This window comes from Mesorhizobium sp. J8 (genome assembly GCF_016591715.1).
In the GTDB taxonomy this organism is placed as follows: domain Bacteria; phylum Pseudomonadota; class Alphaproteobacteria; order Rhizobiales; family Rhizobiaceae; genus Mesorhizobium.
In genome coordinates this window covers 1217167-1234253 of the sequence record NZ_AP024109.1, presented here as the reverse complement: position 1 = coordinate 1234253, position 17087 = coordinate 1217167, and the positions used below count along the sequence as shown (strand labels likewise).

Genomic DNA, 17087 nt, shown 5'->3' with positions numbered 1-17087 from the left:
GTCAAAACCGAGATAGAGCCGGCTCAGCCCGGCAGGGCTGGCGAGACGATCTTCGTTCCGTAGAGCATGTCGTCCTGCAGGCGGCGCAGGGCGTAGAGCCTCGTCGTCCGGTCCGGCGCGGCATTGTCCTCGGTCAGCAAACCGCCCTTCTTTACCGGCTTCAGCACCTTGCCGCCTTCAAGCAAGCCTACCGGGACCGCGTGACGGGCTCGGGCGTCGGTGACGGTCATGGTCCAGGAGCGGTAGCAGGTCTCGCCGATGGCATCGAAGGTCTCCCCCGCGGCCAGGTCGCGCTTGGCGACTGCGCAGACTTCCGCCACCGGCCTCGGCAGCGGCACCATGTCGGGCTTGCCGTAAAGCATGATGCGGGCGGCCGTGAGCGGCACCTCCAGCGAGGTCAGGTGATAAGGCCTAAACAGGCCGTAATACGGACCCTGACCGACATGCAGATCGTCCATGCGCTCGACCACCCGCGGATGCATCGCCTCGACGATGACGAAGACGCCGGGCGCCACGCCCTTGCCGATCGTGTAGTCGACCACGCCTTTCCTCGACAGGAGGCCGCCATCCTCTTTCGGGATCAGCACCCGAGCCAGTTGATTGCGATCGGCCTTGGGGCCGTGCATGCCCGGGACATCCGGGACCAAGCCGGTGGCATTGGCGATGGCGCACATCTCGACCATGGTCTTCGAGCCATCGACGAACTCGACCAGCATGCGCGGGTTCATGTTGCGGCGCGCCGCCTCCTCCCTGTAGTCGTCCGGGACGGCATCGTGATTGAGCGGATTGTTCTTGCCCTTGCCGGCCGCGACGACGCTCAGCCCAAGCGCCGAGGCGAACTCGATCAGTTCCATGCAGCTTGAGGGCTCATCGCCGGCGCCGACTGAGTAGACGACACCCAGCCGGTCGGCCTGCTGCTTCAGGTAGCAGCCGATGGTCACATCGGCCTCGACATTCATCATCACCAGATGCTTGCCATGCTCCATGGCCATCAAGTCGAAATCGGCCGCGACGCCCGGCTTGCCGGTGGCGTCGATGACGACGTCGATCAGCGGGTTGGTGACCAGCATCTCGTTCGAGGTGATGGCGATCCTGCCGCCTTCGATCGCCCGGGTGACCTTGGAATCGGTTTCGGCCTCTATCGCCCTCGCTTCATCGCCATAGGCGATGCGGATCGCTTCACGGGCCGTATGCGGGCGCCGCGTGGAAATGGCCGCGATCGAGATGCCCGGCATCAGCATGCCCTGCGTCACCAGATCGGTCCCCATCTCGCCCGAGCCGATGACGCCGATGCGCACCGGCCTGCCCTCGGCGGCGCGTCGGGCAAGATCGCGGGCAAGCCCGGTCAAGGCGATATTGGTCATGCGAGGAAACTCATGGCTTTTTGCTTCCGGCCCGAAATACAGGGAACGATCCGCGTTTGCCAATCAAACCAGGCTGAAATGGCGATTTCTTGCGCTTGCTTTGCAAGGCCGCAGCAGATTTCGCGGCAGCTTTTGCACGGCCGGCACGCGATTCGCCGTTTCTTTCAGACCATTAACCATTGCAGTGCGCTTTGAACGGGAAAAGCTCCGGCGGCCCGGCCGGTTTCTGTGCCATTTTTGCTACAGGCCTTGGTCCTAATGCCGGGAATCACACTTTTAAGGCGTGTCTAATCCATTATATGCTCACAACCGCGAAAAATCTGATAGATACTGGCTGAAAGCTCCGGTGGCAGGCTTGGGCAAATAGCGCCAACAAAAAAACAATGGCGCGGGGATAGTCACGGGGTAGAAATGACCAGGACGGGTAAAGTAACCGTCGGCTGGAGCTTTGCGCTTGCCGTCACGGTGTCGATGCTGGCTTGTGGGAATGCCAGCGCACTCACACTCAAAGAAGCCGTTGCGGTCGCAGTGGAATCCAATCCGGAGATTGGACAGGCGATCGAGAACCGCGAAGCGATCGAATTCGAACTGCGCCAGGCGAAAGGCCTTTATCTTCCCAGCGTCGATCTGGAAGCGTCGACCGGCGTTCGTCGCCTGGACAATGATACAAGGCGCGCGCTCGACGAGGATCACAAAGCCCTCTATCCGAACGAAGCCGACCTCACCGTCTCGCAGACGCTTTATGACAGCGGCGCGCGGCGTGCGGAACTGAACCGCCAGGCCTCGCGGGTCGACGGGGCCTCCTTCCGGGTTCTGGAACGGTCCGAATTCATCGGGCTCGCGGTGGTCCAGGACTATCTTGAATACATGCTGCAAGCCTCGATCGTTGCCGAGGCCAAGAAGAACCTCGGCTTCCATCAGTCCATCCTCGGCGATATCAAGCAAGGCATCGCGGGCGGCGCGCTCAACGAGGCCGACCGGCAGCAGGCAGAGGAACGCCTCTTTGCCGCCAAGGCGCGGATGCAGGAGGCGACCGAGGAACTCGAGGCTGCCAAGATCCGCTTCTTCAAGAATGTCGGCAAGCCGCTGATCAACCCATCGCGCCCGGCCGACGTATCGGCCGCCCTGCCGCGGTCGCTGGACGATGCGATCGGGCTCGCCAGGCAGAACAATCCGCGCGTCCATATGGCTAACAGCGATATCGACGCGGCGGCTTCGCTGGTCGATGCGGCGCGGGCGAAATACGGCCCGACGATCACCGCGGAAGGCGTTGCCCGGGGCGGCTATGACATCGATGGCGACAATGGCGACACGAGCGACCTGCAGGCCCGGGTGGTGCTGCGCTGGAACCTCTATCGCGGCGGCATCGACAAGGCCAACGAGCAGGAACAGATCCGCCGCACCAGCGAGCAGCGTCTTGCGATGCACCAGGTGCTGCGCGAGATCGAGGAAGCCGTCCGCACCTCATGGGACCGCCGCTTCCGCCAGGCGGATCTTGCAAGGACGCTGCGGCAGCAGGCAGCCACCAATGAAAAGCTCGTCGCTTCCTATCGCGAGCAGTTCAAGGTCGGGCAGCGCTCGCTGCTCGACGTGCTCGATGCCCAGAACACACGCTTCAACACCGCGACGCTGGCCGACACGTCGTCCTACGCATCGCTGTTTGCCGAGTACCGGCTGCTCGCCGCGACCGGGGAATTGCTGAAGACGCTCAACATCCAGCCGCCGAAGCAGGCCGCGGCGTATGCGCAGACCGAGTTCGGCGTGCCCGCAACGGCCGATACCGAGACCTACGCGCGCACGCCGTCGGAACAGAAGAACGATCTGCCGTTCGACATCCTCGCGCCGGTCAGGAAAAAGTAGCCGATGTAAGCATCGATCTTCGGTCCTTCGGGGCGGATCGTGAACCAGCAACCGAACATCCTGTCGCCCAAGGAGGCCTTCAAGGCCTGCTTCTGCGCGGTTGCGGCCTACCTCGGCCGGCCGAGCGCGGAAACAGTGCTGTTTGCAGGCGTGCCGATTTCGGAGACGCGCATCGAGCCGGATGAAATCCGCCATCTGGCCGAGCGCATCGGCCTGGAGGTCCAGGATTTCAGCCATCGGGATTTCCTGCGCGGCCGCTTCGACCTTCCGGCGATCGTCTTCCGCGCCAGCCAGTTGCCGATCGCACTGCTAGCGGAAATCGAGGGCGGGCAATATCTGACCGCGCCGCAGGAAAACGGCCGCACCACGATCGGCAGGGCCGAGCTTGCCGAAAGCTATATCAGCGGCGGCACGTCGTTTTCGATCACCTATGCCAACCAGGCCGAGGAGATGACGGTCGGCACGGCCGCGCGAATCGAAAGGCGCCACTGGCTGACCGGCACGATGGGGGCGTTCTGGCGCACCTATTCCAAGGTGGTGCTGTCGGCAGTCTTCATCAATCTGCTGGCGATCGCCTCGCCGATCTTCACCATGAACGTCTACGACCGCATCCTGCCGAACAAGGCGATCTCGACGCTTTGGGTGCTGGCGCTCGGCATCGGCGCGGCGATCCTGTTCGACCTGCTGCTCAAGACGGCCAGGGCGTCGCTGATCGACTATGCCGGCCGCAAGGCGGATCTGCGGATCTCCTATCTGCTGTTCGAGAAAGTGCTGAATTCCTCGCTTTCGGCGCGGCCCGGGTCGACGGGCGAATATGCAAACCGCGTCACGCAATACGAGTTCGTGCGCGAGTTCTTCACCTCGAACACGATCAGCGTCTTCATCGACACGATCTTCGTCTTCGTCTTCCTGGCTGTGATCTACGCCATCGGCGGCTGGCTGGTGATCATACCGGCGCTGGCCTTCGTCATTTCCGTCATTGTCGGGCTGGTCACGCAGCGGCGGATCGGCAAGCGGGTCGCCGCCTCGATGAACGAAGCCTCGCAGCGTCAGGCCCTTCTGGTCGAATCCATTTCCACGCTTGAGACGATCAAGTCGCTGCGCGCCGAAGCCTATCTCCTGCGCAAATGGGGCGAGCACTCGAAGAACGCGGCCAACACGTCGGAGAAGATCAAGGAGCTCTCGGCGGCGGCCGGCAACATCACCGGCGCCATCCAGCAATTCGTCACCGTCGCCCTGGTGGTTGCCGGCGCCTATGCGTTCTCGGAAGGCCAGGTCTCGACCGGCGCCATCATCGGCACCGTGATGCTCGCCGGCCGCGCCGTGGCGCCCCTCGGCCAGATCGCCATCACGCTTGCCCGGTTCCGGCAGGCGATGCTGTCGCTCAGGATCATCAACACGATCATGTCGCAGCCGGAGGACCGGCCCGACACGGTGGGTTTCGTCAACCGGCCGATCCGCAGCGGCGCGTTCGTCTTCAAGAATGTCGGCTTCGCCTATCCGGGCACGGAGAACGAGGTCCTGAGCGGCCTCAACATCGCGGTCAGGCCCGGCGAGCGCGTCGGCATCATCGGCCGCATCGGCTCCGGCAAGACCACGATGGGCCGGCTGATCGGCCGGCTCTTCCTGCCGACGTCGGGAGAGCTGCTTGTCGACGGCATCGACATCCGTCAGTACCATCCCTCGGAGGTCCGCGCCGCGGTCGGCATCGTCGCGCAGGCCGGCGACCTGTTTTCGGGAACCATCAAGGAGAACCTCCTGATGGCGGCGCCGGAAGCCACCGACGAGGAGATCATCGATGCCGCGAAGGCCGCGGGCGTCGACGACTTCGTCTCACGGCATCCGCGCGGCTACGACATGAATGTCGGCGAGCGGGGCACCAATCTGTCGGGCGGGCAAAGGCAGGCGGTGGCGATCGCGCGGCTGCTTCTGACCAAGCCGAAGATCGTCTTTCTGGACGAGCCGTCGGGTTCGATGGACCTCGCTTCGGAACGGCAGTTGATCAAGCAGCTCAAGGTGGCGTTCGACCGCAACACGACCCTGATCGTGTCGACCCATCGCTACAGCATGCTGGAGCTGGCCGACCGCCTCATCGTCATCGAGCAGGGCCGCGTCGTCGCCGACGGGCCGAAGGAACAAGTCATCCAGGCACTGCAGAAGGGCAGTGCCTGACCGGAACGCGTAGACATGCTTGCAAGGGAAGACCGGCCACCTCTTTTCGCCTCGGCCTCCGTCTATATCATCGGAGCGCTGTTCGTGTGCTTCACGGCCTGGGCATCCTTTGCCGAGGTCGACGAGATCGCGCGCGGCGAAGGCAAGGTGATACCCGCTTCGAAGACGCAGATCATCCAGGCCAGCGAGGCTGGCGTCGTACAAGAGATCGCGGTCCAGATCGGCCAGGTCGTCAAGAAGAACGACCTCATCATCCGTCTCGACAATTCGGGCAACACGTCGAGCCTGGGCGAAGAGAAGGCCAAGGCGCGAGCGCTGCAGGCGCGCATCGCGAGGCTGCAGTTCGAGCAGGGCGGCAATGTCGAAGGCTCGTTCCCCTGCCCCGAGGAAATCCAGAAGGTGGCGCCGGAGATCTGCGACAACGAGCAGAAGCTGCTCGTGGCGCGCCGCGACAATTTCGAGGTCAAGCTGTCGGTTCTCAAATCGCGTCTCGACCAGCGCGAGAAGGAGCTGGACGAGGCCACCGCCAATGCCGAGCGCCTGTCCAAGAGCCTGGCCGTGACCGACCAGGAAGCGGCGCTGGTGGAACCCATGGTCAAGAAAGGCCTGATGGCCAAGACCGAGCAGATCCGCGTCGAGCGGGAGCAGACCGACCTCCACGGACAACTGACCCTCGCCGGAGAGACGATCAAGAAGACGCAGGCGGCAATCACCGAGGCGCAGCTTCAGGTGAACGAGCTCGGCCTGCAATTGCAGCAGGAGGCGTTGAGCGACCTGACGCAGGCGCTCGCCGATCTTTCCGTGGTCGACGAGACCATCCGCGGCGCTACCGACAAGGTAGCGCGCACCGACATCCGCTCGCCTGTCGACGGCATCGTCAACACGCTCGACGTCAACACGCTCGGCGCCTTCGTGCAGCCGGGCGCGGTGGTGGCGGGCATCGTGCCGACCTCCGAGACGCTGCTGGTGGAAGCCCGGGTTTCGCCGCGCGACGTCGCCTTCATCCAGCCGGACCAGGAGGCGCTCATCAAGGTCACGGCCTATGATTTCTCGATCTTCGGCGGCATCGAGGGCAAGGTCTCCAACATCACCGCCGACAGTCTCGTCGACCAGAAGACGGGCGAACCCTATTACCAGGTGCGGGTCGCCACCGAGAAGTCGACGCTGACGAGGAACGGCAAGACCTATTCCATCATCCCCGGCATGATCTGCTCGGTCGATATCAAGACCGGCCGCAAGACGATCCTCAACTATCTTTTGAAGCCCATCAACAAGGCGCGCCAGGAGGCGATGAGTGAGCGATAGCGCCGCCGGCCCGGAGAGTTCGCGCGAGCGGCTGCTGCCGGCGCTCGCGGCCGAGGATTTCGGCCCGGAATTCCGCGTCGTGGCGCGCGGCGGCGTGCGCCGCGGCATCCGGCTCGAGCACGCCTTCTGGGTGTCGCTGAAGCAGATGGCGGAAAGCCGCAAATGCACGATCGGCATGCTGGTCGAGGAGATCGCCGAACAACATCCCGACCAGGGAAACCTCACCTCGGCGATCCGCGTCGCCTGCATGCGCGGCCTTGCCGAGGAGAGCATGGAGCTGCGCAAGCTCGCTTCGATCCGCACGATCAACGCGATCCTGGTCGCCTGCCCGTCACCCGCTTTCGCGCTGTCATCCTCCAAGAAGATCCTGGCCTTCAACACGCCGTTCCAGCAATTGGTCAGGCGCCAGCTGCCGAGCGCGCCCGGCGAGGATGGACGGCAGGATTTGAAGCTGGCACTCGACCTCAACGTTCCCGATATCTTCGCGCGGCTCGACGCTAATGGCGAAACACCCGTCACCAGCGGTTTCGTCATCGGCGCCGGCGAGCGCCGCTATCGCGGCCAGCTCAGCGCCGTGCGCGCACCCGTCACCGAGCCGGAACTTTTGATGGCCTTCGTCTTCAACGGGTAGTTCCTCAACACAGACGTTTTGACCGGTTGGTTAGTTGTGCGTTGGCAGATCCCCGGCCTTGGCGATTGGCCGAGACGCCTATCGCGATCGTCATCCACGGGCGGAGCAAGGGCGAGGTTCGGGAGACTTCAGCTCATCGCCGGCGTTTGCGCTTGCGCGACAACAGGCAGATGGGCAGCTTCCGCCGGAAACGTTTAGCCGCTTGGGGCTACTGCCTCAGATCCGAAGCCACTGACGTTTCCGGCGATCCTTCGCCCGGAGCGACCGTCGCGAAGCCGCCGGCAATGTCGGCCATCTGCGCGCCGGACTTCGACCCGTGAATCCAGGCGCGATCGGTACTGAAGGAATAAAGTGGAACATAGTCGGGCAGATCGCTGTCACGCATGACGGCGTTGCCGAGGCTGTCGAGGATGAAAGCGCCGCTTCCCGTGCTCACCGACAGCACGGCATGGAAGAACTTGCGGCGGCGGTCCTGGAGCACCACCAGCGACATGCTCTGCGCCGGGATGCCGGCCCTGAGCAACGCCGCCATCTTCAATATGGCGAAATCCTCGCAATCGCCGGCGCGATGCTCGAGGATCTCCGAGGGCTTCGCCCAATAGTCGAGCTTGCCGTAGACGACGCTGTCCTTGCGATAGGCGATCAGGCGATTGATGCTCGAGTTGACGAAGGACAGCTTCTCGCGAAAACCCTTGTCGGCGGCAATATTGACGATCTCGGCGAAAGCCGGGCTCTCATGGTCGCAGGGGCTGCCGGCGGTGCAATCGACGATGGCCTTGTAGACGGGAGCCCAGCGCGCCGCGACCGGGAAGTTGCGCATCGACAAGGCGACGGAGCCGAAGACACCGGGGATGATCGCGGCGGTTTGGATCGGGTCGATGCCGGGATCGGACGTGGCGGTCGAGCGCGCTCCGAGCGGATAAGGCGCCGTCGGCGCATAGCCCGCCGAAACGTCGGCGATTCGGTAGGCGGCGGCCGGCTGCCAGGGCTGCGGCCGGGCCAGCGAAACGCCGCCGAGGCTCGCCGGCGCGAGCACCTTTTGCAGGGCCGGATCCGCGGCCGAATTCGCGCCGGCTGACGATGGATTTGCCGAAACGGCAAGGCCGATGGCCAGCAAGACAACCTTGATCCCCGTCGTCCCCGGGGCCGCCTTTTGTATTTTCATAACGCCCACCTTTGACTGTGGACGCTACCAATCTTGTCTCAAATTATCGGAAAGGAAGGTGGGTAAAGTTTCGCGAATCACGCTATTCTGTTTTATTTCAAATTTTATTCAAATTTATACTTTCATTTACCGAGCTGGCGCCGTGCACCGCAACCAATTTCGCATTCCTCAAGATAGTGCATATGTGGATATATCATCACGATTTACCAAGTGTAAAAAATGCGATTCTCTACATATTCCAGTATATGAAATAGATTGAAGGTCTGTTGCAAAGTCCGGGCCTGACATGTCTCTTTCCGGGAAATGCCGGAGGGGCTTTTGCTATGACGACCAATATCGAATTCGACGCCGTTTCCAATTCCTGGGACGAGCACACCAGCACCGCTGAAAATCATATCTCGGGTGTCCAGGTCGCGCAGGCGACCACCGGACAGGCGGCGAGCGAGCCCGTGCCGGTCGATGTCGGCAGCGGCGCGCCGGCCGCCAACCAGCCGGCAGCCGATGCGAATGCTCCTGCCGCCAATGCCCCGGCTTCCAATGCCGCCCAAGGAAACGCACCGGCTGGAAACGCGCCGGCGAATGCCGCGGTTGCGAACGTTCCGCATGAATATCACGCCGAAGCCGGCAATGTCGTGAAGCTGCCGGCCAATGTCTCGATCGACAACATCAAGGTCGACGGCCACAACCTCGTGCTGGTGCAGCCCGACGGATCCGAGATCGTCATCAAGGACGGCGCGCTGAACGTGCCGACCTTCATCCTCGGCGATGTCGAGGTGCCGCGCGTGGCGCTGATCGCCGCGCTCGAGGCCAGCCACGTCGATGTCGCCTTCGGCGCCGACGGCTCGATCTCGGCCGGCGGCAACGGCTCGCCGAGCAGCGCGGGCGGAAATTTCGAACAGCCTGCCGGCGGCATCGGCGACGGCTTCGGCCTCACCGCGCTCCTGCCGCCGACGGACCTGGCGTTCGGCCAGCCGGAACATCGCGAGCTGTTTCCGGGGTTGGAACCGAACCACACGCCGACGATCCTCGACCTTACGCCTTCCGTCGAAGGCGGCGACACCACCGTCGACGAGAAGGGGCTGGAGACGGCCGGCGCGACGGGGTCCGGCGAAGCGGGCACTGACGCCGCAGTCGACAACGACCCCTCCGAGCACAACACCGGTACCTTCACCATCAACTCGCCAGATGGCATCAAGACGCTGACCATCAACGGCACCGATATCTCGGGCGCAGCCCTTGCCAACAGTGCCAACGTGCATGTCAACGTCACCACGCCGCTCGGCACGCTGACCATCACCGGATACGACGCCGCCACCGGCCAGGTGAGTTATACCTACACGCTAGAGCACAGCGATCAGCATCCGGACGGCAACGGAACCAATTCCGCCTTCGACAACATCACGGTGACGGTCACCGACGGCAACGGCGACGTCTCGCTTCCCGGCACGCTCTCGGTGCAGATCGTGGACGATGTGCCGACGGCGCACAATGATACGGATACGATCTTGGCCGGCCAGTACGGCGCAGCCAATGCGGCGACCGGCAACGTGATCACCGGCGCGGGCACGCTCGAAGGTACGACCAACGCCGACGTGCAGGGCGCGGACGGAGCGCATGTGAGCAACATCGCCAGCAACAACGTGCCGGCCAACAGCTCGTCGGTCGCCACCGACGGCAGCGACGCGACGGTCAACGGCCAGTACGGCATGCTGACGATCCACGCCGATGGCTCCTACAGCTATGTGCGCAATGCCGGCACGCCCGGTGGCGTCGAAGACAAGTTCACCTACACGCTGACCGATGGCGACAACGACAGCACGACCGCCACGTTGACGGTCCAGATCGGCGACTCCACGCCGACCGTCTCCATCCCGGCGGCGGGCGGCGACCACACCACCGTCTATGAAGCCGGCCTGCCGGCCCGCAGCGGCGAACCGGCCGGCTCCGGCGAGATCGCCGACGGCAATCCCAACAACAACTCCAACAGCTCCGAGACCACCTCGGGCACCATCGGCTTCACCTCGGCGGACGGCCTGTCGGCGATCTCGCTCGGCGGCCATGCGCTGACCACGGCCTCGCAGACCTTCCCCGAAGAGACGCTGGCCAACGGCACCAAGGGCCAATTGACGGCCTGGTACGACTACAGCGCCGCCACCGGCACCGGCACCATCCACTACACTTTCACCCTCACCGACAACACCTCGGGCGACAACACCAACGCCTCCTTCGCTGTCGTGGTCAAGGATGCCGATGGCGAAGCCGCGCCTGCCGGCAACCTGGTCATCAACGTCGTCGACGATGTGCCGACGGCGCACAATGATACGGATACGATCTTGGCCGGCCAGTACGGCGCAGCCAATGCGGCGACCGGCAACGTGATCACCGGCGCGGGCACGCTCGAAGGTACGACCAACGCCGACGTGCAGGGCGCGGACGGGGCGCATGTGAGCAACATCGCCAGCAACAACGTGCCGGCCAACAGCTCGTCGGTCGCCACCGACGGCAGCGACGCGACGGTCAACGGCCAGTACGGCATGCTGACGATCCACGCCGATGGCTCCTACAGCTATGTGCGCAATGCCGGCACGCCCGGTGGCGTCGAAGACAAGTTCACCTACACGCTGACCGATGGCGACAACGACAGCACGACCGCCACGTTGACGGTCCAGATCGGCGACTCCACGCCGACCGTCTCCATCCCGGCGGCGGGCGGCGACCACACCACCGTCTATGAAGCCGGCCTGCCGGCCCGCAGCGGCGAACCGGCCGGCTCCGGCGAGATCGCCGACGGCAATCCCAACAACAACTCCAACAGCTCCGAGACCACCTCGGGCACCATCGGCTTCACCTCGGCGGACGGCCTGTCGGCGATCTCGCTCGGCGGCCATGCGCTGACCACGGCCTCGCAGACCTTCCCCGAAGAGACGCTGGCCAACGGCACCAAGGGCCAATTGACGGCCTGGTACGACTACAGCGCCGCCACCGGCACCGGCACCATCCACTACACTTTCACCCTCACCGACAACACCTCGGGCGACAACACCAACGCCTCCTTCGCTGTCGTGGTCAAGGATGCCGATGGCGAAGCCGCGCCTGCCGGCAACCTGGTCATCAACGTCGTCGACGATGTGCCGACGGCGCACAATGATACGGATACGATCTTGGCCGGCCAGTACGGCGCAGCCAATGCGGCGACCGGCAACGTGATCACCGGCGCGGGCACGCTCGAAGGTACGACCAACGCCGACGTGCAGGGCGCGGACGGAGCGCATGTGAGCAACATCGCCAGCAACAACGTGCCGGCCAACAGCTCGTCGGTCGCCACCGACGGCAGCGACGCGACGGTCAACGGCCAGTACGGCATGCTGACGATCCACGCCGATGGCTCCTACAGCTATGTGCGCAATGCCGGCACGCCCGGTGGCGTCGAAGACAAGTTCACCTACACGCTGACCGATGGCGACAACGACAGCACGACCGCCACGTTGACGGTCCAGATCGGCGACTCCACGCCGACCGTCTCCATCCCGGCGGCGGGCGGCGACCACACCACCGTCTATGAAGCCGGCCTGCCGGCCCGCAGCGGCGAACCGGCCGGCTCCGGCGAGATCGCCGACGGCAATCCCAACAACAACTCCAACAGCTCCGAGACCACCTCGGGCACCATCGGCTTCACCTCGGCGGACGGCCTGTCGGCGATCTCGCTCGGCGGCCATGCGCTGACCACGGCCTCGCAGACCTTCCCCGAAGAGACGCTGGCCAACGGCACCAAGGGCCAATTGACGGCCTGGTACGACTACAGCGCCGCCACCGGCACCGGCACCATCCACTACACTTTCACCCTCACCGACAACACCTCGGGCGACAACACCAACGCCTCCTTCGCTGTCGTGGTCAAGGATGCCGATGGCGAAGCCGCGCCTGCCGGCAACCTGGTCATCAACGTCGTCGACGATGTGCCGACGGCGCACAATGATACGGATACGATCTTGGCCGGCCAGTACGGCGCAGCCAATGCGGCGACCGGCAACGTGATCACCGGCGCGGGCACGCTCGAAGGTACGACCAACGCCGACGTGCAGGGCGCGGACGGGGCGCATGTGAGCAACATCGCCAGCAACAACGTGCCGGCCAACAGCTCGTCGGTCGCCACCGACGGCAGCGACGCGACGGTCAACGGCCAGTACGGCATGCTGACGATCCACGCCGATGGCTCCTACAGCTATGTGCGCAATGCCGGCACGCCCGGTGGCGTCGAAGACAAGTTCACCTACACGCTGACCGATGGCGACAACGACAGCACGACCGCCACGTTGACGGTCCAGATCGGCGACTCCACGCCGACCGTCTCCATCCCGGCGGCGGGCGGCGACCACACCACCGTCTATGAAGCCGGCCTGCCGGCCCGCAGCGGCGAACCGGCCGGCTCCGGCGAGATCGCCGACGGCAATCCCAACAACAACTCCAACAGCTCCGAGACCACCTCGGGCACCATCGGCTTCACCTCGGCGGACGGCCTGTCGGCGATCTCGCTCGGCGGCCATGCGCTGACCACGGCCTCGCAGACCTTCCCCGAAGAGACGCTGGCCAACGGCACCAAGGGCCAATTGACGGCCTGGTACGACTACAGCGCCGCCACCGGCACCGGCACCATCCACTACACTTTCACCCTCACCGACAACACCTCGGGCGACAACACCAACGCCTCCTTCGCTGTCGTGGTCAAGGATGCCGATGGCGAAGCCGCGCCTGCCGGCAACCTGGTCATCAACGTCGTGGACGATGTGCCGACGGCGCACAATGATACGGATACGATCTTGGCCGGCCAGTACGGCGCAGCCAATGCGGCGACCGGCAACGTGATCACCGGCGCGGGCACGCTCGAAGGTACGACCAACGCCGACGTGCAGGGCGCGGACGGGGCGCATGTGAGCAACATCGCCAGCAACAACGTGCCGGCCAACAGCTCGTCGGTCGCCACCGACGGCAGCGACGCGACGGTCAACGGCCAGTACGGCATGCTGACGATCCACGCCGATGGCTCCTACAGCTATGTGCGCAATGCCGGCACGCCCGGTGGCGTCGAAGACAAGTTCACCTACACGCTGACCGATGGCGACAACGACAGCACGACCGCCACGTTGACGGTCCAGATCGGCGACTCCACGCCGACCGTCTCCATCCCGGCGGCGGGCGGCGACCACACCACCGTCTATGAAGCCGGCCTGCCGGCCCGCAGCGGCGAACCGGCCGGCTCCGGCGAGATCGCCGACGGCAATCCCAACAACAACTCCAACAGCTCCGAGACCACCTCGGGCACCATCGGCTTCACCTCGGCGGACGGCCTGTCGGCGATCTCGCTCGGCGGCCATGCGCTGACCACGGCCTCGCAGACCTTCCCCGAAGAGACGCTGGCCAACGGCACCAAGGGCCAATTGACGGCCTGGTACGACTACAGCGCCGCCACCGGCACCGGCACCATCCACTACACTTTCACCCTCACCGACAACACCTCGGGCGACAACACCAACGCCTCCTTCGCTGTCGTGGTCAAGGATGCCGATGGCGAAGCCGCGCCTGCCGGCAACCTGGTCATCAACGTCGTCGACGATGTGCCGACGGCGCACAATGATACGGATACGATCTTGGCCGGCCAGTACGGCGCAGCCAATGCGGCGACCGGCAACGTGATCACCGGCGCGGGCACGCTCGAAGGTACGACCAACGCCGACGTGCAGGGCGCGGACGGGGCGCATGTGAGCAACATCGCCAGCAACAACGTGCCGGCCAACAGCTCGTCGGTCGCCACCGACGGCAGCGACGCGACGGTCAACGGCCAGTACGGCATGCTGACGATCCACGCCGATGGCTCCTACAGCTATGTGCGCAATGCCGGCACGCCCGGTGGCGTCGAAGACAAGTTCACCTACACGCTGACCGATGGCGACAACGACAGCACGACCGCCACGTTGACGGTCCAGATCGGCGACTCCACGCCGACCGTCTCCATCCCGGCGGCGGGCGGCGACCACACCACCGTCTATGAAGCCGGCCTGCCGGCCCGCAGCGGCGAACCGGCCGGCTCCGGCGAGATCGCCGACGGCAATCCCAACAACAACTCCAACAGCTCCGAGACCACCTCGGGCACCATCGGCTTCACCTCGGCGGACGGCCTGTCGGCGATCTCGCTCGGCGGCCATGCGCTGACCACGGCCTCGCAGACCTTCCCCGAAGAGACGCTGGCCAACGGCACCAAGGGCCAATTGACGGCCTGGTACGACTACAGCGCCGCCACCGGCACCGGCACCATCCACTACACTTTCACCCTCACCGACAACACCTCGGGCGACAACACCAACGCCTCCTTCGCTGTCGTGGTCAAGGATGCCGATGGCGAAGCCGCGCCTGCCGGCAACCTGGTCATCAACGTCGTCGACGATGTGCCGACGGCGCACAATGATACGGATACGATCTTGGCCGGCCAGTACGGCGCAGCCAATGCGGCGACCGGCAACGTGATCACCGGCGCGGGCACGCTCGAAGGTACGACCAACGCCGACGTGCAGGGCGCGGACGGAGCGCATGTGAGCAACATCGCCAGCAACAACGTGCCGGCCAACAGCTCGTCGGTCGCCACCGACGGCAGCGACGCGACGGTCAACGGCCAGTACGGCATGCTGACGATCCACGCCGATGGCTCCTACAGCTATGTGCGCAATGCCGGCACGCCCGGTGGCGTCGAAGACAAGTTCACCTACACGCTGACCGATGGCGACAACGACAGCACGACCGCCACGTTGACGGTCCAGATCGGCGACTCCACGCCGCATATCACCAACCTTATGTCTTCGGCTGATGGCGGCGACGCCACGGTCTACGAGGCGGGCCTTGCGGCTCGTAATGGCGAACCTGCCGGCTCGGGCGAGCTCGCCGCCAGCGGCGGCAACGGCAACCTCGACCCAAGCGAGGCGGCAAACGGCGACTTCACGATCACGTCGGGCGACGGCGTCAAGTCGCTCGTCATCAACGGCGTGACCGTCATCCAGAACGGCGCCCTCACCGGCACACTCTCGGTCACGACGCCGGGAGGCAACACGCTGACCGTCACCGGCTATGACGCCAACACCGGCAAGGTGAGCTACACCTACACCCTTCTCGACAACGAGCAGCACGCCACCGGCAACGGTAACAACGCACTGTTCGACAACCTCACCGTCACGCTGACCGACCAGGACAACGAAACCGATACCGGCACGCTGTCGATCAAGATCGTCGACGACGTGCCAACCTTGGGGCCGATCGACCATGGCGTCGTGTCCGACCAGGCCGGGATCGTGCTGAATGGCTCACTGCATCTGGTGGCGGGAGCGGACGGGATTTCGTCGCTGACGATCTCCGGCACCCTGCCGTCGAACCTGACGCTCGATGGCACACATCATCTCCTCTACCAGACGGTCGGCAGCACGCTGACGGCTTATGCCGATATGAACAATAGCGGCACCGTCGACAGTGGTGACACGAAAGTGTTCACGCTCAACGCCAATGCAGGTACCGGAACCTATGAGTTCGATCTCCTGCAGCCGCTAACGACGATGAACAGTGTTTCCGGCTCGACGTCACATGGCGTCGGTCCAAGTCAGGAGCAAGCGCTGGTTTCTGGGACGACAGCCGTCGCGCTACTCTCCTCGTCGACCGGCGTCAATGGTTCGACGGCCGGTTGGGGCGCGGGCAACAACAACAACTTCGATGCCGGCGAAAACATGCGCTTCGATTTCACCGGAACGCATTCCCCAGCGCCTATCGCCGGCTTCAATCCTTCGGCGCCGCAATATGCAAATTTCGAGTTCTCGAACTATAAGTCCGGCGACCAGGTAACGTACACGATCCACTATACGGATAATACGACGAGCGGCACCGTCACTTTCGATCCATCGCAATATGCTGACGCGACGCACGAGTTGCAGCTTGGCCAAGCAGGGAAACTGATCGATTACATCGATTTCGTCGATGTTAAGGGTAGCGGAAAAGTGGATCTGGCGGGCGTAGCCTCAGTCAGCAACGTTTCCCAAGATCTCTCCTTCAACGTCACGGCAACCGACCACGATGGCGATACCGCGACAGGTGCGCTAACCCTTCATATCGAGGGTGGAAGCACGCTTGCAGGCACAACGCTGAATGATGTCCTCGTCGGCGGCGCTGGTAACGACATCCTGAGCGGCGGCGGCGGGACGAATACCATGACCGGCGGCGCAGGCGCCGACACGTTCAAGCTTGACCACCTCGATATCAAGGATCTGATCACCGACTACAGTGGCGCCGGCCCTGGTGGCCAGGGTGACAAGATCGATCTGACCGCGCTATTCGATATGGCACCGGGCGGCAATATAAATACATATGTGCATTATGATGCGAACACGAAGACGCTTGGCGTCGATGTCAACGGCGGCTCCAACTTCGTGGATGTCGCCGTGCTGCAGAACCAGCCGGCTGCCGGTACGATCAACATCCTCTATGATGACACAAACCATGTTCAGCATCCTGTCACCATTTAGCACTTATGCGCGGCCGCGCTTCCATGCTACACATTAGC

Annotated in this window: 7 protein-coding genes; 5 read left to right on the top strand and 2 right to left on the bottom strand. The window is 64.1% G+C overall.

Features of this window, described 5'->3' with window-relative positions:
* Nucleotides 1–23: 23 nt before the first annotated feature.
* Nucleotides 24–1364 carry an NAD(P)H-dependent oxidoreductase gene (locus MJ8_RS05735; protein WP_201413484.1) on the bottom strand — a complete coding sequence of 447 codons (1341 nt, stop codon included), beginning with the start codon at nucleotides 1362–1364 and terminating at the stop codon, nucleotides 24–26.
* Nucleotides 1365–1775: 411 nt separating this feature from the next.
* On the opposite strand from MJ8_RS05735, the gene MJ8_RS05730 reads away from it, so the two are divergent.
* The 4 genes from MJ8_RS05730 to MJ8_RS05715 are packed head-to-tail and all read left to right on the top strand — an operon-like array spanning nucleotide 1776 to nucleotide 7332.
* The gene (locus tag MJ8_RS05730) at nucleotides 1776–3224 is read left to right on the top strand and encodes a TolC family outer membrane protein (protein WP_201413483.1); all 1449 of its coding nucleotides are present in this window, start codon (nucleotides 1776–1778) and stop codon (nucleotides 3222–3224) included.
* 39 nt (nucleotides 3225–3263) lie between these two features.
* The gene (locus MJ8_RS05725; RefSeq protein WP_201413482.1) at nucleotides 3264–5396 is read left to right on the top strand and encodes a type I secretion system permease/ATPase; all 2133 of its coding nucleotides are present in this window, start codon (nucleotides 3264–3266) and stop codon (nucleotides 5394–5396) included.
* 15 nt (nucleotides 5397–5411) lie between these two features.
* The gene (locus MJ8_RS05720) at nucleotides 5412–6701 is read left to right on the top strand and encodes an HlyD family type I secretion periplasmic adaptor subunit (RefSeq protein ID WP_201413481.1); all 1290 of its coding nucleotides are present in this window, start codon (nucleotides 5412–5414) and stop codon (nucleotides 6699–6701) included.
* Nucleotides 6691–7332 carry a ribbon-helix-helix domain-containing protein gene (locus MJ8_RS05715; protein WP_201413480.1) on the top strand — a complete coding sequence of 214 codons (642 nt, stop codon included), beginning with the start codon at nucleotides 6691–6693 and terminating at the stop codon, nucleotides 7330–7332. The genes MJ8_RS05720 and MJ8_RS05715 overlap by 11 nt, the downstream gene beginning before the upstream one ends.
* Before the next feature lie 208 nt (nucleotides 7333–7540).
* On the opposite strand, the gene MJ8_RS05710 is transcribed toward MJ8_RS05715, so the two are convergent.
* Nucleotides 7541–8497 (bottom strand): transglutaminase-like cysteine peptidase, encoded by a 957-nt coding sequence (locus MJ8_RS05710; RefSeq protein WP_201413479.1) that lies wholly within the window; start codon nucleotides 8495–8497, stop codon nucleotides 7541–7543.
* A gap of 323 nt (nucleotides 8498–8820) precedes the next feature.
* Between MJ8_RS05710 and MJ8_RS05705 the strand changes: the two genes are divergently transcribed.
* Entirely contained in the window at nucleotides 8821–17049 is an 8229-nt protein-coding gene (locus tag MJ8_RS05705) for an Ig-like domain-containing protein (protein ID WP_201413478.1), read from the top strand.
* Nucleotides 17050–17087: the final 38 nt, after the last annotated feature.

Coding starts and splice junctions, on each gene's coding strand:
- MJ8_RS05720 (WP_201413481.1), top strand. CDS start 5,412: ATGCTTGCAAGGGAAGACCGGCCACCTCTTTTCGCCTCGGCCTCCGTC.
- MJ8_RS05730 (WP_201413483.1), top strand. CDS start 1,776: ATGACCAGGACGGGTAAAGTAACCGTCGGCTGGAGCTTTGCGCTTGCC.
- MJ8_RS05705 (WP_201413478.1), top strand. CDS start 8,821: ATGACGACCAATATCGAATTCGACGCCGTTTCCAATTCCTGGGACGAG.
- MJ8_RS05735 (WP_201413484.1), bottom strand. CDS start 1,364: ATGACCAATATCGCCTTGACCGGGCTTGCCCGCGATCTTGCCCGACGC.
- MJ8_RS05710 (WP_201413479.1), bottom strand. CDS start 8,497: ATGAAAATACAAAAGGCGGCCCCGGGGACGACGGGGATCAAGGTTGTC.